This window comes from Bartonella sp. AD24XZML (assembly GCF_042196485.1).
Taxonomy (GTDB): Bacteria; Pseudomonadota; Alphaproteobacteria; order Rhizobiales; family Rhizobiaceae; genus Bartonella.
In genome coordinates this window covers 95,763-122,591 of sequence record NZ_JBHIQH010000084.1, presented here as the reverse complement: position 1 = coordinate 122,591, position 26,829 = coordinate 95,763, and the positions used below count along the sequence as shown (strand labels likewise).

At 37.4% G+C, this 26,829-nt stretch carries 25 protein-coding genes; 19 read left to right on the top strand and 6 right to left on the bottom strand.

All coding sequences use genetic code 11. From position 1 onward, the window contains the following. The 16 genes from ACFIMX_RS08585 to ACFIMX_RS08510 form a co-directional block, all read left to right on the top strand. Nucleotides 1-280, top strand: a 280-nt coding sequence (locus tag ACFIMX_RS08585; RefSeq protein ID WP_375694319.1) for a YadA-like family protein, incomplete at its 5' end; no start/stop codon positions are given. After that, nucleotides 277-879, top strand: a complete 603-nt coding sequence (locus ACFIMX_RS08580) for an invasion associated locus B family protein (protein WP_375618090.1) — start codon at nucleotides 277-279, stop codon at nucleotides 877-879. The genes ACFIMX_RS08585 and ACFIMX_RS08580, both read left to right, overlap by 4 nt. Nucleotides 880-1,468: 589 nt before the next feature. After that, nucleotides 1,469-2,779 (top strand): Ppx/GppA phosphatase family protein, encoded by a 1,311-nt coding sequence (locus ACFIMX_RS08575; protein ID WP_375640284.1) that lies wholly within the window; start codon nucleotides 1,469-1,471, stop codon nucleotides 2,777-2,779. A 29-nt stretch (nucleotides 2,780-2,808) separates the two neighbouring features. Next, nucleotides 2,809-3,546 (top strand): RlmE family RNA methyltransferase, encoded by a 738-nt coding sequence (locus ACFIMX_RS08570; RefSeq protein ID WP_375618088.1) that lies wholly within the window; start codon nucleotides 2,809-2,811, stop codon nucleotides 3,544-3,546. 160 nt (nucleotides 3,547-3,706) lie between these two features. Continuing rightward, a complete protein-coding gene (gene obgE / locus ACFIMX_RS08565) occupies nucleotides 3,707-4,732 on the top strand; it encodes a GTPase ObgE (protein WP_375640283.1) in 1,026 nt (341 codons plus the stop codon). 1 nt (nucleotide 4,733) lies between these two features. Continuing rightward, nucleotides 4,734-5,873, top strand: coding sequence for a glutamate 5-kinase (gene proB / locus ACFIMX_RS08560; protein ID WP_375618086.1), 1,140 nt, complete (start codon nucleotides 4,734-4,736; stop codon nucleotides 5,871-5,873). Nucleotides 5,874-5,918: 45 nt separating this feature from the next. Continuing rightward, nucleotides 5,919-7,175, top strand: coding sequence for a glutamate-5-semialdehyde dehydrogenase (locus ACFIMX_RS08555; RefSeq protein WP_375618085.1), 1,257 nt, complete (start codon nucleotides 5,919-5,921; stop codon nucleotides 7,173-7,175). Nucleotides 7,176-7,204: 29 nt separating this feature from the next. Then, nucleotides 7,205-7,798, top strand: a complete 594-nt coding sequence (locus ACFIMX_RS08550) for a nicotinate-nucleotide adenylyltransferase (RefSeq protein WP_375618098.1) — start codon at nucleotides 7,205-7,207, stop codon at nucleotides 7,796-7,798. Nucleotides 7,799-7,909: 111 nt separating this feature from the next. Next, the gene (rsfS, locus tag ACFIMX_RS08545) at nucleotides 7,910-8,296 is read left to right on the top strand and encodes a ribosome silencing factor (protein ID WP_375640282.1); all 387 of its coding nucleotides are present in this window, start codon (nucleotides 7,910-7,912) and stop codon (nucleotides 8,294-8,296) included. Between the two features lies 1 nt (nucleotide 8,297). After that, nucleotides 8,298-8,780 carry a 23S rRNA (pseudouridine(1915)-N(3))-methyltransferase RlmH gene (gene rlmH / locus ACFIMX_RS08540; protein ID WP_375618083.1) on the top strand — a complete coding sequence of 161 codons (483 nt, stop codon included), beginning with the start codon at nucleotides 8,298-8,300 and terminating at the stop codon, nucleotides 8,778-8,780. Nucleotides 8,781-8,913: 133 nt separating this feature from the next. Next, nucleotides 8,914-10,155 (top strand): murein hydrolase activator EnvC family protein, encoded by a 1,242-nt coding sequence (locus tag ACFIMX_RS08535; protein WP_375618097.1) that lies wholly within the window; start codon nucleotides 8,914-8,916, stop codon nucleotides 10,153-10,155. Next, a complete protein-coding gene (locus tag ACFIMX_RS08530) occupies nucleotides 10,145-11,455 on the top strand; it encodes a S41 family peptidase (protein WP_273790634.1) in 1,311 nt (436 codons plus the stop codon). The genes ACFIMX_RS08535 and ACFIMX_RS08530 overlap by 11 nt, the downstream gene beginning before the upstream one ends. A gap of 39 nt (nucleotides 11,456-11,494) precedes the next feature. Further along, on the top strand, nucleotides 11,495-12,022 hold the full coding sequence (locus tag ACFIMX_RS08525) for an RNA pyrophosphohydrolase (protein ID WP_375618082.1): 528 nt from the start codon (nucleotides 11,495-11,497) through the stop codon (nucleotides 12,020-12,022). A 99-nt stretch (nucleotides 12,023-12,121) separates the two neighbouring features. Further along, nucleotides 12,122-12,682 carry an invasion associated locus B family protein gene (locus tag ACFIMX_RS08520; protein ID WP_375618081.1) on the top strand — a complete coding sequence of 187 codons (561 nt, stop codon included), beginning with the start codon at nucleotides 12,122-12,124 and terminating at the stop codon, nucleotides 12,680-12,682. Nucleotides 12,683-13,008: 326 nt separating this feature from the next. Beyond that, entirely contained in the window at nucleotides 13,009-13,302 is a 294-nt protein-coding gene (locus ACFIMX_RS08515) for a YggT family protein (protein WP_375694318.1), read from the top strand. A 22-nt stretch (nucleotides 13,303-13,324) separates the two neighbouring features. Next, nucleotides 13,325-13,639 carry a DUF167 domain-containing protein gene (locus ACFIMX_RS08510; RefSeq protein WP_375618079.1) on the top strand — a complete coding sequence of 105 codons (315 nt, stop codon included), beginning with the start codon at nucleotides 13,325-13,327 and terminating at the stop codon, nucleotides 13,637-13,639. Nucleotides 13,640-13,692: 53 nt separating this feature from the next. Here the strand turns inward: ACFIMX_RS08510 and ppa are convergent, their stop codons facing one another. The 3 genes from ppa to mgtE form a co-directional block, all read right to left on the bottom strand. After that, nucleotides 13,693-14,223: an inorganic diphosphatase gene (gene ppa / locus ACFIMX_RS08505; RefSeq protein ID WP_375633911.1), complete on the bottom strand. Its 531-nt coding sequence runs from the start codon at nucleotides 14,221-14,223 to the stop codon at nucleotides 13,693-13,695. A gap of 68 nt (nucleotides 14,224-14,291) precedes the next feature. Further along, the gene (gene typA, locus ACFIMX_RS08500; protein WP_375618077.1) at nucleotides 14,292-16,118 is read right to left on the bottom strand and encodes a translational GTPase TypA; all 1,827 of its coding nucleotides are present in this window, start codon (nucleotides 16,116-16,118) and stop codon (nucleotides 14,292-14,294) included. Nucleotides 16,119-17,384: 1,266 nt separating this feature from the next. Continuing rightward, nucleotides 17,385-18,761, bottom strand: a complete 1,377-nt coding sequence (mgtE, locus tag ACFIMX_RS08495) for a magnesium transporter (RefSeq protein ID WP_375640280.1) — start codon at nucleotides 18,759-18,761, stop codon at nucleotides 17,385-17,387. A 548-nt stretch (nucleotides 18,762-19,309) separates the two neighbouring features. On the opposite strand from mgtE, the gene ACFIMX_RS08490 reads away from it, so the two are divergent. Beyond that, nucleotides 19,310-21,334: a M3 family metallopeptidase gene (locus ACFIMX_RS08490; protein WP_375640279.1), complete on the top strand. Its 2,025-nt coding sequence runs from the start codon at nucleotides 19,310-19,312 to the stop codon at nucleotides 21,332-21,334. A 162-nt stretch (nucleotides 21,335-21,496) separates the two neighbouring features. Here the strand turns inward: ACFIMX_RS08490 and ACFIMX_RS08485 are convergent, their stop codons facing one another. Continuing rightward, nucleotides 21,497-22,573: an SGNH family hydrolase gene (locus ACFIMX_RS08485; RefSeq protein WP_375640277.1), complete on the bottom strand. Its 1,077-nt coding sequence runs from the start codon at nucleotides 22,571-22,573 to the stop codon at nucleotides 21,497-21,499. 14 nt (nucleotides 22,574-22,587) lie between these two features. After that, nucleotides 22,588-23,844 carry a lytic murein transglycosylase gene (locus ACFIMX_RS08480; protein ID WP_375640275.1) on the bottom strand — a complete coding sequence of 419 codons (1,257 nt, stop codon included), beginning with the start codon at nucleotides 23,842-23,844 and terminating at the stop codon, nucleotides 22,588-22,590. 266 nt (nucleotides 23,845-24,110) lie between these two features. Here ACFIMX_RS08480 and ACFIMX_RS08475 point away from each other — a divergent pair, with 266 nt between their 5' ends. Both ACFIMX_RS08475 and ACFIMX_RS08470 read left to right on the top strand, forming a co-directional pair. Further along, nucleotides 24,111-25,001, top strand: a complete 891-nt coding sequence (locus ACFIMX_RS08475) for a UTP--glucose-1-phosphate uridylyltransferase (protein WP_375618073.1) — start codon at nucleotides 24,111-24,113, stop codon at nucleotides 24,999-25,001. Between the two features lie 39 nt (nucleotides 25,002-25,040). Beyond that, entirely contained in the window at nucleotides 25,041-26,033 is a 993-nt protein-coding gene (locus ACFIMX_RS08470; protein ID WP_375640273.1) for an SIS domain-containing protein, read from the top strand. Between the two features lie 275 nt (nucleotides 26,034-26,308). Here the strand turns inward: ACFIMX_RS08470 and ACFIMX_RS08465 are convergent, their stop codons facing one another. Then, a complete protein-coding gene (locus ACFIMX_RS08465) occupies nucleotides 26,309-26,668 on the bottom strand; it encodes a hypothetical protein (protein WP_375640272.1) in 360 nt (119 codons plus the stop codon). Nucleotides 26,669-26,829: the final 161 nt, after the last annotated feature.

The following is a 26,829-nucleotide window of genomic DNA, read 5'->3' as shown; positions in this document are numbered from 1 at the left end:
GGATATGAAGTTTTCGACATTAAGTTATGCTGTTGAGGATGTTCGAAAAGAGGCAAGACAAGCTGCTGCTATTGGTCTAGCGGTGTCCAACTTACGTTACTATGATATACCAGGATCTTTAAGTGTTTCATTTGGGAGTGGTTTATGGCGCAGTCAATCTGCATTTGCTATTGGTGCTGGTTATACATCTGAAGATGGAAATATTCGCTCGAATGTATCTGTGACAAGTGCTGGAGGTCATTGGGGAATAGGCGCTGGAATTACTCTGAGGTTGAGATGATAATAGAAAAAATGGCTGTTATTGTAAAAACGAGAAGTATGTTAGTAAAGGTTCTGTTTGCTCTTGCCTTAATAGGCAAGAGCGAAAGCTTTGCCAACGAGAACAATAATATTTATACAGTGCATCCACCGCACTTATCGATACCCAAGGGAGAACCTGGCGAAACACGTCGAATTATTATGCAGTTTTATGACTGGACTTTGATTTGTGACGAAAAACAAAAGCTGAAACATAAGCAAGGTATATGTAATGTGACACAGACGGTTCATGATCAAGAAGGAAATACCATTTTTAGTTGGTCTCTTGTTTCTACGACAAGTGGTCAAGCAGTGATGCTTTTTCGAACATTGCCAAATTCTGATACAAATGTTCCGATTCAAATGTTTGTAAAAGATGTCAAAAAACCTGTTCTTATTCATTATACGCAATGTAATGAAACGGTTTGTTTGGCACAATCACCTGTAGGTCCGGTTTTGACTAGACAAATAGAGCAGAACAATAAGGTACGTATTTCCTATAAAATTAAAGAAGGAAAGGTATTTTCTTTTACTGTACCATTTAAAGGGTTAAATGCGGCACTTAATTCTTTACGTCCTTAGAATCCATCGAGTCTTTTTAATAAGATTCATTTTTTCATAAATCGTTGTATTATATTTTTGAGTGTAAATTATAAGGTCAAATAAGTAAGAATTTTTATATAATATGATATCGAGGTGACTTATTGGAAAGAGTGAGAGTTTTATGAATGTAAAGATACAATAGGTTCTTTATATGTAATAGAAAATCAAGTTAGTATTTTCCATAAAGCTTAAAGAGTTATTTCGTTATTTATTAAAAGTAAAAAAGATTAGAAATACTCGATTTATTCCTTACAATAATGAGTAGACTAAATTCTTTTTTTAAGCTTCAAATGGATTTTTAAAGCGGTCTGATTATGCATTAATATTTTTCAGATAAATTTATAATTCTAGAGATTTTTTTGAACGATAGTTTTTATTGGTATTCATAAAATAACAGCTATTGTAATTGCATTTTGTGGTACAACAGAACTTTTATTTCAGCATAATCAAAGCCATTTCAGTGATTTCTTGTATTTATCATTTGATGCTGCATTATTGCTTTATTTAGAAATGAGCAGAAGAGTTTTCGCGTTTATTTATTGGGGGGAACGCTCAAGGGATAAGGGAAATGACCCCGTTAAATTATAGTTCAAAAGAGTTGAAGCGAGGAGAAATATACGGTACCAAAGCAGATCAGTTGTATGATCAGTGCGGTAGTAATACAAATAATCATTCTGCATTGTCACGAACAGAGGCATACTCTGTCCTTGTTGATATAAAGAGACAACAGAGAAAAAAACATTATGAACAGAAACAGATTTTTGTTCAATCTGAGGCAGCTTTTGAGTTTCATAGTCAGATAATGATAGGTGCTCAAAAAACAAAAAAACTCAAAACACCTTTTCTTCGACGGTTCCATCCAGTAAAATCTCCACCTCTTTATGCGGCGCTTGATCTCGGAACAAATAATTGTCGTCTTCTTATCGCATCTCCCAGTAAACCTGGATATTTTCGTGTTGTTGATGCTTTTTCTCGTATTGTACGATTGGGAGAAGGTTTAATAAATAACGGTTTTCTTAATACACAAGCTATGGATCGTGCGATTGAAGCATTAAAGATTTGTCATTTAAAGCTAAAACAAAGGCATATTAAGCGTTATCGCTTGATTGCAACGGAAGCTTGTCGTTCTGCAGAAAATGGTAGACATTTTATTCAGCGTGTTTTGGAGGAGACAGGTCTTGAATTGGAAATTGTTGATCGGCAAACAGAAGCGCGTTTTGCTGTTACAGGGTGTAGTACACTTGTTGAACCAAATACTGACGCAATTGTGCTTTTTGATATTGGAGGAGGATCATCAGAAATTGTGCTACTTGATGTTTCTCAAAAGCGTTCTTTTCGTTTAGCTCGACAAATTATCGCTTGGACTTCTCTTCCTGTTGGTGTTGTTACGCTTGCTGAACGTTTTGGAGGGAATGATATTAGCTTAGACGATTTTGAAAAAATGAAAAGTTATGTGCGAGGGTTATTAAATAATTTTTCAGATCGTCATAAATTAGGAAAGTTAGCACAAGGTTCGAAGTTTCATCTTTTGGGAACCTCCGGTACGGTTACGACTTTAGCAGGAATGTATCTTAATTTAGAGCGTTATGATAGGAAAAAAGTGGATGGCATTTGGATGAATGATGCAGACATTACACTTATGACACAACGCCTATTATCATGGGATATAGAAAAACGTGTCATAAGTCCTTTTATTGGACGCGAGAGAGCAGATTTAGTTTTAGCTGGTTGTGCAATTTTAGATGTTATTCGGGAAGTTTGGCCAAGTCAGCGTTTAAGAGTTGCTGATCGTGGATTAAGGGAAGGAATTTTGATAGAGCTGATGTTACGCGATGGAGTATGGTGTCGTCATAGAAAGAGCAGAGATTTCAAGCGTTAGAGAATTAAATATGGAGACAATGAATAACGATGAAAAAAATAACAAAAACACCGAGAGGTGGCTATGGAGGCTCAGGGTCACATGAATTATATCAGCGCGTAAAAAAGAAAGCAGGAACCATTAAAGCTTCATCACGACGATGGTTAGAGAGGCATCTGAATGATCCTTATGTCCATCAATCAAAAGTAGATGGTTATCGTTCGCGTGCGGCTTATAAACTCATTGAAATTAATGAGCGCTATAGGTTTTTGAAAAAAGGTCAAAAGGTTATTGATCTAGGAGCAGCACCTGGGGGTTGGTGTCAGGTGGCTGAGCGTATAGTAGGGTCAAGTGATGAAGATCCTAGCGTTGTTGGTATTGATTATTTACATGTTGATCCATTACCTAGAGTTGCCATGTTGGAAATGGATTTTTTGCATACAGATGCACAGCAGAAATTAATTGAAACTTTAGGGACAAAACCGGATGTGGTTCTTTCTGATATGGCAGCGCCAACAACAGGTCATCGTCAGACGGATCATTTAAGAACGATTTATTTATGTGAAGTTGCGGCTGATTTTGCTCTTTCGGTTCTCAAGCCTGGGGGATATTTTTTAGTAAAGGCTTTTCAAGGGGGAGCAGAAAACACTCTTCTTGCAAGATTAAAACAGCATTTTAAAAAAGTCTACCATGTTAAACCACCCGCAAGCCGATCAGAATCAGTAGAGCTTTATCTTCTAGCGCTTGAATTTAAGGGAAAAAAATACAAGAATAGCACCTTCTTTTAAGAAGACTTAACTTTACTTAACCTATTTAAATGTGATGATTTTTTTCTCAAAGAGTTATCAGCGATAGCGACAGTTTTTCTGTTATCAATGATGAAAAACTGGTAAAATTAATGTATTGCCTATAGAGGTAGAGAGATTGATTCCTCAGTGAGTGTTTCCAATGAAATTTCTTGATCAAGCTAAAGTTTATATTCGTTCTGGTAATGGAGGTTCTGGAGCAGTATCATTTCGCCGTGAAAAATTCATAGAATTTGGGGGTCCTGATGGAGGGAATGGAGGACGGGGTGGTGATGTCTGGGCTCTTGTTGTTGATGGGCTTAACACGCTGATTGATTATCGCTACCAACAGCATTTTAAAGCAAAAACAGGGGGACATGGCAAGGGGCGTAATATGACGGGTGAGAAGGGTGATGATGTCATCCTTAAAGTTCCGGTTGGGACGCAAATTTTTGAAGAAGATAATACAACGTTAATATGTGATTTAACGGAAGTGGGACAGCGCTATCGCCTTGCAAAAGGAGGGCATGGCGGTTTTGGCAATCTTCACTTTACAACATCGACAAATCGGGCACCGCGTCGTGCAAATCCAGGTTTGGCTGGAGAAGAGCGTGCAATATGGCTTCGTTTGAAGTTAATTGTTGATGCGGGGCTTGTTGGTTTACCAAATGCCGGAAAATCAACTTTTTTAGCTTCTGTAACGGCGGCAAAGCCAAAAGTTGCAGATTATCCTTTTACTACTCTACATCCTCATCTTGGTGTTGTACGAATTGATGGTCGTGAATTTGTTTTGGCTGATATTCCGGGGTTAATCGAAGGAGCCCATGAAGGGGTGGGAATTGGAGACCGTTTTTTAGGACATGTGGAACGTTGTCGTGTCCTCCTTCATTTGATTTCTGCTCAAGAAGAAGATGTTGCAAAAGCATATCAAATTGTGCGTCATGAACTGGAGTCTTACGGAAATAATCTAAGTGATAAGACTGAAATTGTCGCTTTAAGCCAGATAGATACGCTAACGATTGAAGAGCGTAAAACGAAACAGGAAGCTTTGCAAAGAGCTGCGGATCAACCTGTTATGATGTTTTCTGCGGTTAGCCGCGAAGGTTTAGAAAATGTGCTGCGTGCTGGTGCACATATTATTGAAATGTCACGCAAAGAGGAGATTAGTGGGGATAGCAAGGTTGATTGAGATGGCTGTTGGATCGCAAAAACTTACACACTATAAACGTATTGTGGTCAAGATTGGATCTGCCCTTTTGGTTGATCCTCAGGCAGGTTTACGGGTTGAATGGCTTAACAGCTTGATTAGTGATGTTGTTGAATTGCACAAAAAAGGCGTAGAGATATTGTTGGTGTCTTCAGGCGCTATTGCTTTAGGAAGGACATTGCTACAGCTTCCTAAGGGGGCTTTGAAATTGGAAGAAAGTCAGGCATGTGCTGCTTTGGGGCAAATTGAGTTAGCTAAAACCTATGGTGATGCGCTTGCTCAACATGGGCTCAAAACAGGCCAAATTTTGCTCACTTTATTTGATACGGAAGAGCGAAGGCGTTATCTCAATGCACGTGCAACGATTAATGTACTTTTACGTTTTAGAGCAGTACCTGTTATTAATGAGAATGATACTGTTGCGACAAATGAAATTCGTTATGGTGATAATGATCGTTTAGCTGCACGTGTGGCAACAATGATGGGGGCAGATCTTTTAATACTTTTATCTGATATTGATGGTCTTTATACAAAGTCTCCCCATAGTGATCCTACGGCTGAATTTATACCTTTTGTTGCATCCATTACGCATGATATCGAAAAAATGGCAGATGTTGCTGCTTCAGAGTTTTCACGGGGAGGAATGAAGACTAAGCTTGAAGCCGGAAAAATAGCTAATGCTGCTGGAACGGCGATGATTATCACCTCAGGCAAGCGTATGAATCCCCTTGCTGCAATTGACAAAGGTGAACGCAAGAGTTTTTTTGCGGCAAGTAAGAAATCTGTCAATGCTTGGAAAACATGGATTTCTGGTCATTTAGATCCATCTGGTGTTTTGACGATTGATCAAGGAGCCATTAGGGCTCTTGAAACAGGAAAATCGTTATTAGCAGCAGGGGTTATTGGCGTTGAGGGAAATTTCCAGCGTGGGGATACGGTTGCAATTGTTGGTACAGATGGGGTTGAGATTGCGCGTGGACTTGTAAGCTATGACAAAGATGAGGCTGTACGCATTATAGGACATAAAAGTGAAGAAATTGAAGCTATTCTTGGGTATGAGGCGCGCTCTGCTATGGTGCATCGTAATGATATGATTGTACGTTGCTTGATCAATTCTGTTTAAAAAAGTTACTTTTGTTTTTATTGTTTTCGCAGAGTGGATAATACGATGACTTTAGAAGAACAAATGAAAGATATGGGACAAAAAGCACGCTATGCCGCTGCAGCGTTGGCCGTTGCTTCTTCTGAGCAAAAGAATAATGCATTAGAAATGATCGCTTTAAGTCTAGAGGATCAGTCAGATAAAATTTTACGGGCGAATTGTCAAGATTTAGAGAATGCTGCTCAGAATAATTTGAAAGCTGCAATGATTGATCGGCTAAAATTAGATGACTTGCGTTTACGTGCAATGATAGACAGTGTTCGTCAAGTTGCTCGTTTATCTGATCCTGTTGGACAGGTTATGAGTGCGTGGAAACGTCCAAATGGGCTTCATATAAGTCGTGTACGAACACCTCTTGGTGTGATTGGCATTATTTATGAAAGTCGTCCCAATGTTACAGTTGATGCGAGTTCTTTGTGCTTAAAAGCAGGTAATGCTGCGATTTTGCGCGGTGGTTCGGATAGCTTTCATTCTTCTCATGCTCTTCATTTAGCTTTGGTACAAGGTTTAGAGCGCTCTGGTTTACCCAAAGATGCTATCCAAATGGTTGGAACGACAGATCGTGCTGCCGTTGGGGAAATTCTCAAAGGATTGGATGGAGCGATTGATGTGATCGTACCACGTGGTGGAAAGAGCCTTGTTGCCCGCGTTCAGTCTGATGCACGTGTTCCAATTTTTGCTCATTTGGAGGGACTTTGTCATATTTATATTGATAAATCGGCAGATTTAGATATGGCACGCAATATTGTTTTAAATGCAAAGCTGCGGCGAACAGGGATATGCGGTGCTGTTGAGACAGTTCTCATTGACAGCCAAGCATTAAAAAAGTTTCTTCCTGTTTTAACTGCTTTACAGGAGAACGGATGTGAAATTCGCGCCACAGAAGATATTGTTTTTCTTATACCAGATGTCAAATTAGCTTCTGAAGAAGATTGGTCGCATGAATATCTTGATGCTATTCTTTCTGTTAAAACAGTTGAGGGTGTTGAGGGAGCCATTGCTCATATCAAGCGTTATTCATCAGGACATACGGAATCGATTATTGCTGAGGATTTGGAAGTGGTGAAGAATTTTTTTAATCATTTAGATTCAGCTATTTTGCTGCACAATGCATCTACACAATTTGCTGATGGAGGTGAATTTGGTTTTGGAATGGAAATTGGTATCGCAACAGGAAAAATGCATGCACGTGGTCCCATAGGTGTTGAACAGCTAACATCATTTCAATATCACGTTAAAGGAAATGGTCAGGTTAGAGCTTGAGAACATTATTTTTTCCATGGAAAAATTGTATACCACATGTTGAAAGATCTAATGTTGTGGGTCTTTTTGGTGGTTCCTTTAATCCACCGCATGCGGGGCATCTTCTTGTTGCAAAAATTGCTATTCGGCGTTTGCATCTTGATCAGTTATGGTGGATGATCACTCCAGGAAATCCTTTAAAGGATTGTACACAGTTGCTCTCTTTAGAGGAGAGAATGCAATTAAGTTTAAAACTTATTGACCATCCAAAAATTCGCTTAACAGGTTTTGAACAGGCTATAGGGAGCAAAGTATCAGTAGATACGATTTTTCATATTCTTACCCATTACAGTGGCGTAAATTTTGTATGGATTATGGGGGCAGATAGTTTTGCGACGATACATCATTGGTATCGATGGCATGATATCGTCTCTATGCTTCCTATTGCGATTATTGATCGTCCTTTAGGAAATCGGTCAGCACTTTCTTCTCCTATGGCACATATTTATCGCCGTTTTCGTTTGGATGAGAGAGAAAGTAAGCGATTACCTTTTATCAAGCCACCAGTTTGGACTTATTTGCATGGACCTTTATCTTTTCAGTCTTCAACAAACCTTCGTTTGAAGAAGAATGATTTTTCTTGAACATTTCATAAGATTCTGCTTCTCTTTAGAGAAGTCTCTTTTTTAGATTCCACAACGATAAGAAAGGATATTGATCTGAAAAACGTTGCACACAAACACTCTTACAATATTATGCTTTCAAAAGAAAAAAAAGTTTTTTCTGTGAGTGAGAGTCTTGAAGTTATTCTCAAGAGTTTAGAAGATACAAAAGCAGAAGATATTGTTGCTATTGATATTCGAGGGAAGTCATCTTTGGCTGATTATATGGTCATAGCTTCAGCAAATTCGCAGCGTCATGTATCGTCTGTTGCTAATCATTTATTACATACTTGGAAAGATAGTGGGCAGGGGCTTGCGCGTGTAGAAGGGCTTGCTGGAGGTGACTGGGTATTGATTGATACAGGTGATATTATCATTCATCTTTTTCGTCCAGAAATTCGTCTTTTTTATAATTTAGAAAAAATATGGATGACGCCGGATTTAAACGATACGGCTTTGCTTCTCTTCGGAGATCATTAAAATGCAAATTTCTGTTTTTGCGGTTGGTCGTATGAAAAGTGGGGCGGAGCAAAAATTAGTTCAGCATTATTTGGATCGTTTTTCTAAAATTTCTGGAGATGTAGGCTTGCATTTAAAAAAGTTACAAGAGATACCAGAAAGTCGTGCTCAAACAGTTTGTCAACGTATGGAGGAAGAGGGGAGAAAACTTATTGAATTTTTACCTGAAAAATGTCGATTAATTGTGTTAGATGAGCGTGGAGAATCGATTTCTTCAACTTCTTTTTCTGAAAAATTGAGGTGTTATCGTGATGAGGGCATTCGAGATGTCGTCATCGCTTTGGGAGGACCTGATGGGCATAATGAACAAATAAGGAAGCGTGCTGATTTTCTTTTATCTTTTGGTTTGATGACGTGGCCACATCAAATTGCACGTATTCTTCTTACAGAACAACTTTACCGCGCTGTAACAATTGAAAATAATCATCCGTATCATCGTTTTTAATATTTTTGTTCAATTTTTAGCACTTATTTATATGTTTATTAATATTGTTTTAGCTGACACCATTTAAAGCATCTCTAATGTATACGATGAGGTGTCATGGTTTTTGCAAATGAAAAAGCTTCTTCATAGAAAGATGCTATATTTATATGAGGAGTGCGTCATATTTGTCATTCTGCTCTTGAGTATGTTTTTTTGCTTTTCTGTATCGCATGCGGAAGAAATGAGGAGTACGGAAGTACATAAAGAATTGGGAGAAATTCGCCAAAATATTTCACTTTCGCGTGAGCGTGTTACTTTTCTTATGCATCAAGTTGAGCATTTAAAAAAAGATCAACGTGTTTTGAGTGATGCACTCATAAAGGCGGCTAAAGAAGAACGTATAGTAGCAGATGATATTGCTAAAAGGGAAGAAAAGCTTAAAAAAATGATAGAAAAGCGGGTACAAGTCTATCAAAGTTTAAAAAATCGTCGTGCTGAATTTGCGGAAGTTCTTGCAATTTTGGAACGTATGGGATTGAATCCGCCTCCTGCTCTTATGATACAGCCAGAAGACGCGTTGGCTTCTATACGTAGTTCTGTTTTATTAGGTACTGTTATTCCTCAGATGCAAGAGAAAACACGAGATTTAAAAGGGGAACTCAAGGAGTTGACCAATTTGAGTAATTCCATTACTACGGAATATACCGCATTAAAGACAAAACTGCAAAATCAAGCAGAGCAGCGAAAACGTCTAGAGCTTTTATTAGACCAAAAAAACAAACTACAAAAAAAATCAGAAAAAGAACTTACAGAACAGCAACAAAAAAATATTGCTCTTGCTAAAAAAGCGCAGTCTTTGGAAGAATTGATTTTAGAGCTCGATCGTCAGTCAAAACTTAGCTCTGATGCATCAGTACAGGTACGGAAAAGTTTACAATTGTTAGAACAGTCCAATTTTGAAAGCCGAAAAGGTTCTTTACTTTTTCCTGTTTCAGGAAAAAGAATACATCACTCTAACAAAAGTTCGCAGATTACGCGCTTTGGTGAAACGATAGAAACAGAGTCAGGAGCTGTTGTTATTTCACCTGTGGATGCTTTTGTTGCTTTTGCTGGACCATTTCGTTCTTACGGATATTTAATCATTCTCAATGTTGGAAATGGTTATCATATCATTTTTACTGGAATGTCGAGAATTAATGTAAAACAGGGGCAGTTTGTTCTTTCAGGTGAGCCTCTGGGTATAATGGAGATGCAATTTATTTCAAACAGTGTTGCATTGGATATAGGAAAAACTTCTCCAATGCTTTACATTGAGTTTAGAAAGCAGGGAAAACCTGTAAATCCAACTCCTTGGTGGCAGACTGAAAAAATAAGAAGGAGCCAAAATGATTCGTAAAGTTATTCTTTTGGTCGCTGGGGTATTGCTCGGCGCCTGTTCAATGATTATGGTGCAGTCTGTTGCTGCGAATAATGAAGATAATGCATATAAAAAGCTAGCTATATTTGGCGATGTTTTTGAGCGTGTGCGTATGCAATACGTTACAGTTCCAGATGATAAAAAGCTTATTGAAAATGCTATCAATGGCATGCTCACATCACTGGACCCTCATTCATCTTATTTGAATGCTGAAGAAGCCAAGGATATGCGGGATTCTACGAAAGGAGAGTTCGGAGGTCTTGGTATTGAGGTCACTATGGAAAAAAACTTAATTAAAGTTGTTTCACCAATGGATGATACTCCCGCTTCAAAAGCAGGTATTCTAGCAGGAGACCTTATTTCAAAAATTGATGATGTACAAACGAATGGTCAAACATTGAATGAAGCTGTTAATAAGATGCGAGGTGCTCCTGGAACACCAATTACCTTAACAATTATTCGTTCTGGCGTTGATAAGCCATTTGAAGTGAAGATTGTTCGTGATATTATCAAAGTAAAAGCGGTGAAATATCGGGTTGAAGGTGATATTGGATATTTAAGAGTTATCCAGTTTTCTGAACAGACATTAAATAATCTTCTAGCGGCAATTAAAGATATCCAATCTAAAATTCCTGAAGATAAGCTAAAAGGTTACGTCCTTGATTTGCGGCTTAATCCGGGTGGGCTTTTAGATCAAGCTGTTAATGTTTCGAGTGCTTTTCTCAATAAAGGTGAAATTGTGTCGACTCGTGGGCGCAAAAAGAGTGATGTGACAAGATTTGATGCGAAGCCAGGTGATGTCATCAATGGAAAACCGCTCATTGTTCTTATTAATGGTGGTTCAGCGAGTGCTTCTGAAATTGTTGCGGGTGCATTGCAAGATCATCGTCGTGCAACAATTTTAGGGACGCAGTCTTTTGGTAAAGGATCTGTTCAAACAATTATTCCTTTGGGTGAAAATGGGGCTTTACGCTTAACAACAGCACTTTATTACACGCCATCAGGCACTTCTATTCAAGGAACAGGGATTACGCCTGATATTATTGTAGAGCAACCACTTCCTGAAAAATATAAAGGTTATGATGTAAAAGTTGGTGAGTCTGCATTAAAAGGACATATCAAAGGAAAACGAGAAAGTAATAAAGGATCTGGTTCAGCTGCGTTTGTTCCCAAAGACCCTAAAGATGATATTCAATTGAATGAGGCCTATAAACTGTTACGAGGTGAAATGGCAAATGCAGCATTTCCACCAGATCCCAATAAGGATGTGTTAAAGTGAGAATTGATATCTATAGCTTGCGATTTTGAGGAATATTAAATGGATGCAGATATTAATTTGAAGATTCTTCCATATCGCAAATGTGTTGGGATTGTTGTCTTTAATCATGAGGGGAAAGTGTGGGTTGGGCGTCGTTTAATGATGCCCATTCATGCAGATGCAGATATTGACATATCTCATCGTTGGCAGCTTCCTCAAGGAGGGATTGATGAAGATGAAAAACCATTAGATGCGGCATATCGTGAACTTTATGAAGAAACGGGTATTCGATCTGTAAAGTTGATTAAAGAAGCACGAAATTGGTTCCATTATGATTTTCCACAAGAACTTATTGGGTGCACATTAACAAATAAATATCGTGGGCAAATACAAAAATGGTTTGCTTTCCAGTTTACAGGAAAGCTTTCTGAAATTGCGATTAATCCGCCACCAGATGGCAATAAAGCGGAATTCGATCAATGGAAATGGATTGATCTAGAAACCCTTCCGTTGATTGCTGTTTCTTTTAAAAAGCACGTTTATACGAAAGTTGTCAGCGAATTTCGAGGTAGCCTTAGACCATTATAAAAGCTATATGATTATGAGAAAGCTTTTTTTATTAAGATGCTTTATATTATAATAAATAATAAACATGTTTATCTTTTATGTAAAGAACAGGAATATAAAATGAAAAAGTTATTTAATTTACTTATAGTTTTTACTCTCTTGAGTATTTCATCTGTTGCATTTGCAACAAGTTCAAAGCCTCCTGCATCAAAAGATGCGGCAGCGGCATTGCCAAATGGAGCTTCTTCTTTGACTGAAACCTACGGTTTGTGGACTATTAACTGTGGTATACAAGAAGGGAAAAGAATTTGTTTTATGCACCGTCAAGAAGTGAATGAGCAGGGGCGTGTTGTTGTGGCTATGGGACTTACTCTCGATGCTGAGAGTGTTGTATCTGGTAATTTAACAGTTCCTTTTGGCATTTTGGTTTCTAAGCCTGTTCGTTTACAAGTTGATGAGGGAAAAGCTGTTATCGAAACCGGTATTCGGACTTGTGTACCAGCAGGTTGTGTGGTTCCTGTCGTTTTTGACAAAAATCACGTAGCAGCTTTACGTTCTGGAAAAAAGTTAAAGTTGGCGATGACAATTGCTGCTGCAGGTGAACCAGCTTTGAATGATTTATTTGTTCAGCTAGATGGTTTTAGTAGTGCTCTTAATCGTTTGACTGCTTTGCAGAAATAATTTTAAAACTAAAAGCGGCCTTTAAAAGGCCGTTTTTAGTTTGTTTGTTTTTTATAATTAATAATTAAAACGATGAGATTTAAGATTAATCCTATAAGGGATATTCAGATTTTTTGCTGTTTCTTCTATTTTATGTGCTATTTTTAATTTTAACATTTGTTTTTTAACTGCATCGTCATTAAATAGAGAGATGAAGAATTTAGATGTCTGTTTTTTATTCAAAAAAAGAGTATTGAAATATAAAACCATTTTTTGATGCACAGACCTGCTTTAATGAAGGTTTTCTATACGCTCTTCTTTTTTTCCTTGATTGAAAGGGGTGACGCATGATTTATGCATTGCTTCGAACGATTGATTTGATTTTTGAGATTTATATTGATATTTTAATCGCTAGTGTCATTTTTTCTTGGCTTTATGTCTTTAATATCATAAATTCGCGCAATCGCTTTGTTGTTTTGATAGGAAGCTTTCTATATCGTCTTACAAATCCCATTCTAAGCCGTATCCGGAAAATTTTACCAAATTTTGGAACAATTGATATTTCACCTATTGTAGTTTTTATTATTATTTATTTTATTCGTACTTTCATGTGGCGCATTTACGCAAACATGTATTTATAGAAATATTACTTGAGGCGAATACATGTTTTATCAAGTTGATGAAAATAACTTGATTTTGTTTGTATATCTCATTCCTAAATCATCCGTTGACAAAATAATAGGGGTTGAATGTAGGGATGGTGAAAAACAATATCTGGTTATACGCCTTCGGGCTGTTCCTGAAGATGGAAAAGCGAATAAAGCTCTCATTAAATTTCTTGCGAAGCAGTGGAAAATCCCATCTTCTTCTATTTCTCTGAAAAGCGGCGCAATATCTCGCTACAAACAACTTTACTTTTCAACACATTTAGAAGAGCTAAAGCAGATATGGCAATCCTTTAGAGATTACATCTCGTAGAAAAAATAAATAACAAAGCCTATTTTTTTATAGGCTTTATTTTATTAAAATCGTTATACTTTTTTATTGCGCTCAACAGCTTGCTTAATTAATTCATGAGCAAAGTTTTTATCACGCCATCCTTCAATTTTAGCCCATTTTCCAGGTTCCAGATCTTTGTAATGCTTGAAGAAATGTTCAATTTGTTTGAGTGTAATCTCGGGCAGATCTGTATAGTCATGAATATTGATATAGCGTTTTGTTAATTTTGTAGTGGGAATGGCAATAATTTTTTCATCTTTACCACCATCATCTTCCATCATTAGAGCTCCGATGGGGCGAACATTGATAACACAACCAGGCATAAGTGGACGGGTATTACAGATAAGAACATCAATAGGATCACCATCATCTGAAAGCGTATGAGGGACAAAACCGTAATTTCCAGGATAAACCATTGATGTATGAAGAAAACGGTCAACAAATAATGCACCCGACTTTTTATCCATCTCATATTTTATTGGTTGACCACCAAGGGAGACTTCCACAATAACGTTAATATCTTCTGGTGGATTTTTACCTACGGGTATTTCCTTAATATTCATAGAGACATCCTTTCTGGAATATAGTGAGGCTCAATACAATTAAATATTTTACCAAAGAGATTATGAAATTAACTTGAAATTGATGCACGTGCTTTTTCAAAACGTTTACGTTCATTAGGATCAAGATAGAGTTTGCGGAGACGAATATTTTTAGGGGTTACTTCCACAAGTTCATCATCTTGTATCCACGATAAGGCGCGTTCTAACGTCATTTTAATGGGAGGCGTTAGCTTTACGGCTTCATCTTTTCCGGAAGCGCGCATATTGGTGAGTTTTTTCCCTTTTAACACATTAACTTCTAAGTCATTATCTCGTGAGTGGATGCCAATAATCATACCTTGATAGACTTTCACACCCGCATCGATGATCATAGGTCCACGATCTTCAAGATTAAAAAGAGCATAAGCGACAGATTCACCGTTGTCATTTGAAATCATAACACCATTAACACGACCAGCAATGTCTCCTTTATAAGGTTCATAAGCATGGAAAAGGCGATTCATAATTGCTGTACCACGTGTGTCCGTTAAAAGTTCAGATTGATAACCAATGAGTCCTCGGGTTGGTGCATAAAAGACAAGGCGGACACGATTACCTCCAGAAGGACGTAATTCCACCATTTCGCCTTTACGTTCAGACATTTTTTGTACAACAGTACCGGAATATTCTTCATCAACATCGATAACAACTTCTTCGATTGGCTCAAGAGTTATTCCATTTTCATCTTTTTGCATAACAACACGTGGACGTGAAACACTAAGCTCAAATCCTTCACGGCGCATATTTTCAATGAGAACTGCAAGCTGTAATTCTCCTCGTCCTGAAACGTAGAAAGAATCTTTATCGGCTGATTCTTCAATTTTAAGAGCGACATTGCCTTCTGCTTCTTTTAACAATCGGTCACGAATGACACGACTTGTTACTTTATCGCCTTCAGTTCCAGCAAGGGGACTATCGTTGACGAGAAAACTCATAGTAACAGTAGGAGGATCAATTGGTTGGGCAGTAAGGGGGTCATTGACAGTAGGGTCACAGAAAGTATCAGCAACGGTACCTTTTTGTAGACCTGCAATCGCAACAATATCACCAGCACTTCCTTCTTCAATAGGTTGCCGTTCTAAGCCACGAAATGCTAAAATTTTTGAAATACGCCCAGTTTCTAAAAGTTTTCCATCTTGTCCAAGAACCTTGACATTTTGATTGGGTTTCAAAGAGCCAGAATGAATCCGTCCTGTAATAATTCGTCCCAAAAACGGATCCGCTTCAAGAATAGTTCCAATCATGCGAAACGGTCCTTCTGCTACACTAGGAGAAGGGACATGCTGCGTCACAAGATCAAATAAAGGACCTAATCCCTGATCTTTTGGTCCTTCAGGGGCTTCAGCCATCCATCCATCGCGTCCAGATCCATAAAGAATAGGAAAATCAAGCTGTTCATCGGTTGCATCAAGAGCAGCGAAAAGGTCAAAAACCTCATTAATGACTTCATCAACGCGTGCATCCGGTCGGTCAATTTTATTAATAGCAACAATAGGGCGCAATCCCACTTTCAATGCTTTGCCAACGACAAATTTTGTTTGTGGCATTGGTCCTTCAGCAGCATCAACAAGTACAATGGCTCCATCAACCATATTTAGGATGCGTTCAACTTCTCCACCAAAGTCGGCGTGCCCTGGTGTATCAACAATATTAATTCGAGTATCTTTCCAAACAACAGATGTCACTTTCGCTAGGATTGTAATTCCGCGTTCTTTCTCAATATCATTTGAATCCATCATACGTTCGCTTGTACGCTGATTATCACGGAAGTTTCCTGATTGCTTGAGAAGCCCGTCTACAAGCGTTGTTTTCCCATGGTCAACGTGGGCAATGATGGCAATGTTACGCAATTGCATAAATTTTCTTCTTTTCGTTTAATGAAATTTCATTTGAGGCAAAGTCTTTACATTCTTTGCCTGACTATTAGAAAACCTTTTACATGTTTTTTTATAATTTTGGAAGATGGAGGCAATATTTTTATGGCAAAACTATTTATCCAAGTCTTTAAGGCTCTATTGAGCTTCAATTTCTGAAGCTTCGTAAAAGTTTTTTATAGTACGTATGTTCTATTCTCGAGTTAAGAATTATCCCAAAAATCACAGTCAATTTGATTTTTATCAATATGACACAAGAAATTTATATGAATTCTTGTAAGAGTAAGTAAGTATAAAGCTAGCGGTATTGTTGTTGTTGTTTTGCAAAGAGATTGATAAAAATCCGGAATATCTCTCAATCCATAGCCAATTTATTGACAACTTTACAACATTTTTATTCTAAATAAAGCTTTGTCTTATTCCATAACTTGTCAATCAAAATCAGATCTAATGCAATCGTGTATTTGAGGTAGATATTGAGACGATTAAGAATTTTATAAGAAGTTCTAGCTTTTGTATGCCAGATTAGGGCAAGAGTTATATCTGTTTGATTTATTTATGAACCCGTCATACAGTCTTATTTAGAAAGAATATGAAGGCATCCAAAGAAAATTCCCATCTTTGCTGTTAATCCAATTTATGCTTTCAAAAGCATCTAAAGTAATATCTTTTAAACCATGGAGATAGTGCATTGCCTTACACTTTTGTTAATTGCACTCTCTAATAGGAGTATGCTTTTTATGCCAAACAGAACACTTTAAACAGAATATACTTTTTGTTGCATATTCATGTACTTAAGAGAGATTGCTTAACGTACACTACATCCATTCCATGATAGGGCTCATAAATGATATAACATACGCGAATAGTATACTATTAACGCCTTTGTGAAGAAATATAAAGCCTGTTGAGTATCATCATTATTATTCTTTCTCAGCTGTCAATATTGCGCCAGTTTTTGATACGAGAGAGAGAGGATATAAGAAGTATTTTATTTTTTCTTGAATAGTTTTTAGCCATACACCGATCTCGTTTGTGACTGGCAAGAAGATGACTTTAATCGATTTAATATGAGAAGCTTTATGATGAGGTAAAATTACGTTATTCGGAGCTGTTATTCAAAAAAATAATAAATTATCTATAGAGCGGTGCGCTAGAAAATAAATAATAAAGCTTATTCTCTTATGGAAAGAATCTTAGGTTACATGACAAGATTTTTCCATAAGTAAGAGTTTTTACTTTACATGTTTAAAGAAGAGTTCCTGACAAAATGAGAGAAGCTACAGAAAAGTAGATTATAATGCCCATGACATCTACTAAAGTTGCCACAAAAGGAGCAGAAGCACTTGCTGGATCAAATTTTAAACCTTTAAGAATAAAAGGCAACATAGATCCAGAAAGAGAACCAAAGGTAACGATTCCAACTAAAGCTGTACCCACTGTTGTCGAAATAGCAATCCAATGTTGGCCATAGTCGTAGATACCCAGTTTTTGCCAAAGAGCAATGCGCGTAACACCAATAATTCCTAGTAAGAGACCAAGGGATAGTCCTGTTGGAATTTCACGAATGATCACTTTCCACCAGTCTTTCAACGTGAGTTCACGTAAAGCCAATGCACGGATAATAAGGGATGTAGCCTGTGAGCCGGAATTTCCTCCTGAGCTCATAATGAGAGGTATGAACAGTGTAAGAATAATCGCTTTTTCGAGTTCTGTTTCGAAATGTTGCATAGCGCTTGCTGTCAGCATTTCACCGATAAAGAGTAAAGCGAGCCATCCGCCACGTTTTTTCATCATTTCAGGAAACTTAATTTGCATATAGGGCTTATTAAGCGCTTCCATACCCCCAAATTTATAGGCATCTTCATTCATCTCATCGACCATAGTATCAAGCACGTCATCAACGGTTACAATACCAATGACATGGTTACTTTCATCAACTACAGGCACAGAGAGAAGATCATGGCGCTGGAAAAGGCGTGCGATATCTTCATGATGTGTGAAGGGTGATATTGTAATGGGCGAGTCATGGGTAGGGACATTAAGAATTTGTTCATCAGGTGAGGCAAGAATAAGGTTACGCAGGGAAACAGCTTTGAGAAGAGTACCTGTTTTGGGATCAATTACATAGCTGGTATAAACTGTTTCACGTGTTCGCTCGACCTCACGAATGTGATCCAAAGTTTTTTGTATGGTCCAGTTTGAAGGAACGGCTATAAACTCTGTTGTCATCAGTGCTCCTGCTGTATGATCAGGATAACTGGTGAGTTTTTTAAGTTCAGCGCGCGTTAAGGGGTTAAGCAAGGCATAAAGTCGTGTGCGGGTTTCTTTATCCATTTCTTGAAAGACGTCTGCAGCAGCATCAGCAGACATGCCATCAAGAATTTCAACAGCACGATTTATAGGGAGAAGTTCTAGGATGGCAGCAGGTTGCTCAAGCTCTGGTTTATCAAAAAGTTCGATAACATAATCAAGAGGCAGAAGACTAAGAATAGTTACACGTTCCATGATATCGAGGTCATTGATGATATCAATAGAGTCTGCAAAATGCTGGTTCTTTAAGTTTTCAGCGAGAGCTTCAGGAGAAAAATTTTTGAAGTCGAAGTCCGTTTTGATTTCAGTCATGATAAAGTACCTCCTGAAGAGTTGGAGAGTTGTAAATCTAGATAATAGATGAGATAAAAACAAAAGTTTATGGAAGATTTAAAAAACTCCCCAACTATATTCCCAATTGTTAATATTTGAAGTAAAGTCAAGGGTAAATTATAAGTTATAAACAAGTTTCTGAATCACTAAAACGAGAATACAGCTTAATTTGAGGATAATATAAAAACGTAAATGTAAAAATCAGTTCTGATTTTACCATCATTTCTTTAATGCAGTTTGCGATTTTCAAAAGAATCTACAGCAATATTTTATAAAGAGTGGAGATTATGCTTTTCTCCAAGTGTTTTTGTTAATATGCAATTCTATTGTGATGTGCGAGCGAATAATCTTTATTGCTTCAATATAATATGGTTTGAAATGGAAGAGCTTTACGATTTTAAGGTTTTTTATTCAATAGCGTTTTGAAAGGTAGTTTTGAAACTCACGAAATAGTTTTAGTATGTTATCAATTTGTGTCGTAAAGATAATTGTTACAGTTTAAATTTATAATGGAGACATAAAGTATTATGACAAAAGCAGCAGTGCTGGACTGGAAGGGATTTTCAGGTCTTCCTGATTTTTCTTCTATAAGTGATGAAGATTTTAAACCCACTTTTGAACAGGCACTTCAAGAAGCAGAAGAAGAACTAGAGGCAATTGCGATGGTGCAAGAACCACCAACGCTTGAGAATTTTTTGCAGCCTTTTGAGCTTTGCGGCAAAGCGCTTGATCGTGTCTGTTCAATATTTTTCTTACGCACCAGTGCTCATACGAATGTATTAATTCAACAGCTAGAGCAAGAGTTCGTTGTAAAACTTTCTTGTTATTCTTCAAAAATGATGATGGATGCGCGGATATTTGCGAAAATAGATGTGCTTTATAAACAGTCGCAGCTGGGCACATTTGAGAGTGAAACAACACGTGTTCTTGAATTATGGTGGAAAAAGTTTGTTTGTCATGGGGCAAAACTCGATGAAAAAGCTAAGAAACGGCTTTTGGAAATTAATGAAAGACTTGCTTTTTTAAATGCTACTTTTGGACAAAATGTCTTAAATGATGAAGCTGAATGGATTCTGTTTTTAAAACAAACAGACTTATCTGGTTTACCACAAGATCTCATTGCTTCAATGAAGGAAATTGCGTGTGAAAGAGGCAATGAAGAAGCGTATGCATTAACACTAGCACGTTCGATTGTTGAACCTTTTTTAAAATTCTCTGATCGTCGAGATTTGCGTGAGGTTGCATTCCAAGCTTGGGCTAAACGTGGTGAAAATAATAACAAGAATGATAATAAAACAATTATTGTAGAGATTGTTGCGCTTCGAGATGAGCAGGCTAAATTATTGGGATATAAATCTTTCGCGGATTTGAAGCTCGATAATACTATGGCTAAAAGTGTTGATTCCGTTATGGATTTGCTTATGCCTGTATGGAAGCGCGCAAGAGCGAAAGCTTCTACTGAGCAAATTGACTTACAAAATTTTGCCAACAATCAGGGCAGCAATGAATCTTTAGCTGCTTGGGATTGGCGTTATTATGCTGAAAAGCTTCGCACTGAAAAACTTTCTTTCGATAGCGCTGAGATTAAATATTATTTTCAGCTTGATCTTATGATTAAAGCGGCTTTTGGGGTAGCCGAAAAACTCTTTAGCATTACATTTGAAGAAAAAAACGCTGTTACACTTTGGCATCCTGATGCACGTTTGTGGGAAGTAAAAAAGTCTGATGGAAGTCTACTTGGGCATTTTATTGGTGATTATTTTGCGCGTTCTTCAAAACGCTCCGGTGCGTGGATGAGTAGTTTGCAATCACAACATAAATTGGATGGCGGACAAAAGCCTATTATCTACAATGTTTGTAATTTTGCTAAACCACCTAAAGGGGAAGTTGCTCTTTTATCACTTGATGATGCACGTACGCTTTTCCACGAATTTGGACATGCATTGCATGGTTTGCTTTCTGATGTCACATGGCCATCTGTGTCGGGAACATCTGTTTCACGTGATTTTGTTGAGCTACCTTCTCAACTTTACGAACATTGGTTAACAGTACCAGAGATATTAAAATCTTATGCTATACATACAAAAACAGGCCATCCTATGCCACAAGAGTTGATAGATAAAGTCTTAGTAGCACAGACATTTAATGCAGGATTTTCTGCCGTTGAATTTATCTCATCAGCTTTAGTGGATATGGCTTTTCATCAAGGCGAAACAGTCACGGATCCAACAGTGTTTGAACGCCAAGAATTAGAAAAGCTGCAAATGCCTGATACAATTATTATGCGTCATCGTCCCCCACATTTTATGCACGTGTTTGCGGGGGATGGTTATGCATCTGGTTACTATTCTTATATGTGGTCGGAAGTCCTTGATACTGATGCTTTTCAAGCTTTTGAAGAAACGGGAGATGTTTTTAATTCAGAGCTTGCTGTTAAGTTGAAACGTTTTATTTACTCCGCTGGAGGAAGTCGTGATCCAGAGGAGCTTTATAAAGCTTTTCGGGGACGAATGCCTTTGCCAGAGGCAATGATTAACAAACGTGGACTATAAGATATAACGGTATGGTTAACACCATGCCGTTTTCATATTATTCGAAAGGTGCAGTTGTGATTTATGCAAATTTTCTCTTCATTATAGCTCTGTAAACAGAGTTTTTTATCTTATTCGCTTTTTGTTTATAGAGGAAAATAGATTTTGTATTTTAAATAGACATTATGGGAAAGAAAAATTATCAGCTCGATCTTTTTGATGCCCATTTGGTGGAAACCATGATTTTTTTATAAAACTTGACTTTCGTTTGCCTAAAAGGTGAGTGTTTTTTTGTACCATATCATCGAGGTTCATTGGAGGCTGACGCATAATTTTACTCCGCTCTTGATTCTCTGATTCTTGTATAAGTTTTTGAATAGCTTTATCGGTTGAGTATGAATTTTCATGAGAAAAGGCGTGAAAATTTAAAATATTTTTCAATGGTTTTTCTAAATAAGAGGCAAGTTTTTTCTTTCCTTCAGGGGTGAAATGCATGCCATTATTGGTGCGTAATTTGGTTGTTTTTCCATTAATATCATAGCTTGAAAAAGAAAAATTTCCTTCTTCATCACTAAAGCCGCTCCAGATATCGAGAAAATACCCTCCTGCTGTTTCTGTTTCTTGTTTATAGAGCGCATTAAAAATTTTCATTTTTTGTGTCAAAAGGTCATTTCCAAAAGAAGGCTGACCTATCCATATCCATGATTTTCCAGAGGCGTGAAGACTTTCAGTAATTTCGATAATTCTTCGTTTGTAGATGCGCATCCATTCTGACTGATCTGTGTTAATCATATTATGAGAGTCTGTGATGGGTTGATTATCATTTGCACCGATCATCATGATAATAACATCGGGGCTATTTTGGTCAATGAGTTTAGAAATATTGCTTTGCCAAGAATAATAATCCGTTCGAACTAAGCCGGAAGCTGGTATTGTGTTGTTCATGATAACGATATCGCTATTATTTATAAAAAACTTTTTAAGTGCATCGGCAACAGCAGAGGCTGCAAAATCCCCTACAACAAGAATGCGTTTTGCATTCTCATTTTTTAGCTTTTGTATGTTTTTTTGTGTTACGATCTTTTTTTGCGGCTTGTCTATTTTTTGTTCTATAATTTGCGGTGGCTGCTGTGTCTGTTTGTTTTGTTGTGATAACCATTTGAAGAAGTTCGTTGCTTTACTTGGGGATGGCTGTAAGATCCCCACAATAGAAAGTGAAAAAAGCAATAATGTCAAGTATATCAGGCGAAAAGAAGACAAAACCTTAGTCTCCATTATTGTTTGCGAAGGAGCAAAAGCATTTGAGATGATGGATATCCATTTGCTTTTAGACCGTGACGCAGTTGAAAAGCTTTAATTGCTTTGCGAGAAGCTGTTCCAATTTTTCCATCGACATTCCCTTTATAATAGCCCAGTGCACTTAAGCGAGATTGTAGTTCTTTACATTCTTGGAAAGTGAGAGGTTGAAAAGGTCTTTGCCAATCGTTCACCAATCCAGGATGTCCAGCAATGCGATCAGCAAGAAGGGCAACAGCAAACGCATAACGATCTGCATTATTATAATGTTTCAGAACAAAGAAATTTTTTGTGATTAAAAATATAGGTCCTTTTGCTCCATCTGGATATTTTAATATTGCTTGTTCAGCTAATGTAGGAAGAGGATGTCCATTTGCGTGTTTTACACCTAATTTTTTCCATTGTTCAAAGGAATACCAGCCTTCAGGAAGGTTTTTCCCCTGCGGCACTTTTACCTCTACTCCCCAAATAAGATTAGGTTGCCAGCCATTTTTGTGGAGAAGGTTAGCTGCAGTAGCCAGAGCATCTGGAACAGAGTTCCAGATATCACGCCGTCCATCTTGGTCCATATCAACTGCATAGGTGAGATAACTGCTTGGAATAAATTGTGTATGCCCCAATGCACCGGCCCAAGATCCTGTGAGTTGAGAGCGTTTAATTTCGCCACTTTGTAGAATTTTCATAGCAGCAATCAGCTGTGTATATGCATATTTTGCACGTTTTTTATCAGCATAGGCTAAAGTTGCAAGAGAGCGAATGGTATCACGCATTACACTTTTATTGGCTAAAACCTTCCCATAGTTGCTTTCCATTGACCAAATAGCAAGCAGAATATTGCGGTCAACACCAAAACGTTTTTCAATTTGAAGAAGCCATTTGTTCCATTTTTGAGTTTGGCGCCGTCCTTCCTCAATTGCAATATCATGGACACGATTATCGAAATAGTTCCAGGAAGGAGCAACAAATTCCGGTTGGTATGCGGCGCTTTTTAGAACTTCAGGATCAATGGCATTAACACCTTGAAACGTCATATGAAACGTAGAAGGGGTAATATTGTGAGCAATAGCTATTTTTTTAAATTCTTTAATCCAGTGTTTAAATCCGCTATCAGCATATGAAAGGGATATAAAAAACATAAAAAAAGCAGAAAAAATAACGGCAGAGACAGTGAAAAGAGTTCTCCAAGCTATTGACTTCTCTAAAAAAGAGAAAGTCTTCAATTCTGTTTTTTGCATTTTGAAATCCCCATTAATATTCAATTTATTAGATGTGCAATAACTTTATTTTGTATTTAGTTTAATCGATAATATGATCAAGAAGAGGAAAAAACTGAAATAAATAATTCGTTTTAATCCTTTCAATAAATTCTCAGACTCTTTTTACATTTTTGATTGCCCATTATAATGATAATCAAAACAATAAGATATCTTTTTTACCATTTCGTAAAAACATATGATAAATAAAACAAAAAAGTTATATGAATTCATTGAGGAGGGTGAGTGTGCGTAAAATCCGGAAAGCAGTATTCCCAGTAGCAGGTCTTGGTACGCGTTTCCTTCCTGCGACAAAAACGATTCCTAAAGAAATGTTAACAGTTGTTGATAAACCTGTTATTCAATATGTTGTGGATGAGGCGAGGGAAGCTGGTATTGAGCATTTTATTTTTGTGACTGGACGTAACAAAGCAGTCATTGAGGATTATTTTGATGCGCAAGTTGAATTATACACGACACTTGCTGAATGTGGAAAGAAAGAAGATCTTGCACACTTATACCGTTTACAGCCATTACCAGGGTCAACTTCTTTCACTCGGCAACAGCAACCTTTGGGATTAGGGCATGCTCTTTGGTGCGCGCGTGAATTAGTTGCAGGGGAACCTTTTGCTTTATTATTACCCGATATGTTGATACAGGCGAAAAAGGGCTGTCTTTCTGAAATGATGAGCCTTTATGAAAAGGTGGGTGGGGGAAATATTATAGCAGTTCAGGAATGCGATCCTAGAGAAACACATAAATATGGTATTGTTGGGAAAGGCAAACAGATTGCAAATGGTTTTGAAATCACAAAAATGGTAGAGAAACCGGCACAAGGAACGGCACCATCAAATTTGTACATCAATGGACGTTATATTTTGCAGCCAGAAATTTTTAATATTCTTTCCACTCAAGAACGGGGAACAGGAAATGAAATTCAATTAACAGATGCTATGATACGGCTTTCAAATGAGCAAGATTTTTGGGGTTTGCAAGTAAAAGGGCACACTTTTGATTGCGGTTCTAAAGCTGGTTTTATTGAAGCCAACGTTGCATTTTCTTTGGCACGCGCTGATATGCACAGCCACGTTTCTGCTTCATTGAAAAATTTACTGGAAACCATTAATGTTGAAAAGTGATATAGATCTCTCACTTAATTTTATTGATCGAATTTGATTATGACAATACCGTCTTCTCATATGGCTTTGCAAGGTGCAGTAGCATCAGCGCTTAAAACACTTGCTAGTGAAAAGCAGGGGCTTGAAGCTCTTGAAAAAGCTCTGCTGGAAAGTCTTTCTTCTTCTTTTGAAGCGGCTGTTCAAACTATTAGAAATGCGCGTGGACATGTGGTCATTACTGGTCTTGGAAAAAGTGGTCATATAGGGACAAAAATTGCAGCAACCTTAGCCTCAACTGGAACACCTGCCTTTTTTGTGCACGCTGCAGAAGCCAATCATGGTGATCTTGGTATGATTGGCTCTGATGACGTTATTCTTGCTTTATCATGGTCTGGTGAAACTCAAGAGTTAAGTGGTATTATGAGTTATGCGGCGCGTTTTCGTATCCCCCTTATTGCGATGACATCAAGTAAGCACTCTGTGTTAGGACGGCAAGCTGATATTGTGCTATTATTACCAAAGATAGAAGAGGCTTGCCCCCATGGTTTAGCCCCTACAACTTCAACAATTATGCAATTGGCAATGGGAGATGCATTAGCGGTTTCTCTTTTAGAAATGCGTGGTTTTACCGCAACGGATTTCAAAATATATCATCCTGGTGGTTCTCTTGGTGCAAGCCTTAAATACGTGTGTGATATTATGCATGAGGGTGATAATATTCCTTTGGTTATGCAGGGAACAGCTATGACTGAAGCGATGAATGTTTTGGTGGAAAAACATTTTGGTTGTGTTGGTGTTGTGAATCAAGAAGGTGAACTAATCGGAATTGTAACTGATGGCGATCTTGCACGTAACATTCATTTTAATTTATCAAAATTTAATGTTGACGAGGTGATGACCAAAGCTCCTAAAGTTGTAAAGCCAAATACACTTGTTGGTGCAGCAACAGCTTTTATTAATGATCATCAGATTGGTGCATTTTTTGTGGTTGAAGATAAAAAACCGATAGGAATTGTTCATTTTCATGATCTTTTGCGCATTGGCGCTGCTTAGATTAAGCTTCCCTATCAAATAAAATGTTATAGGTTGAAATAGATTGAATGATACAAAGTTACAATTTTATTGTGAGGTGGCTTTATTGATATTTTGTGGAAGAAAATGATTATTTTACGTATTTCATAATGTTTAAAAAATTCTCAGGGGCGCTAGATTATACTAGCCTCTTTGCGTATTTTAGAGAGGATTTTCTATCAGGAGGAGAAAGGATATCGCCTCCTGCTTAATGTATGTGCTCCCTCGTTCTTAAGAGAGGCTTCCCTTGTACTTTGTTAAGATTTCCGCTTAAGGAAAAACTGTGCTCCTGTATGTGAGGTGCAGAGAAGTTGTGTGGCGTCATATGACATTGTACAATTGACTCTAGAAATTGTTCCACGGAGAATAGAGCGTATTTCAATTTCTATATTTTGGGCATTGAGATAATTATATGCTCCTTCTGATAGTTTTTCTTCTGTATCTGCTGCACGCGTTTCAAAAACACTATTGTGGAAAGAAGAAATAATACCATTCTCATCAACCCATTTTCCATCAATTCCAGTTGGCATATTTGAGTTATAATATCGCGAAAAGTTACAGGCACTTAACAGCAAGGCGGTAATTGTAAGACATAAAATATGATAGGGATGTTTCATTTATTGCACTCTATTTAGATTATTTTGCTCTCTAGTTTCTATAACATTATTAAATTACCCCATGAGTCAATATGAAAAATTTGATAAAAATCAATGAAAAAGCAAAAAAATGGAAAAAAATGCCTTAATGTTGTATTTAATTGACAGCTTGATGAAGTTCG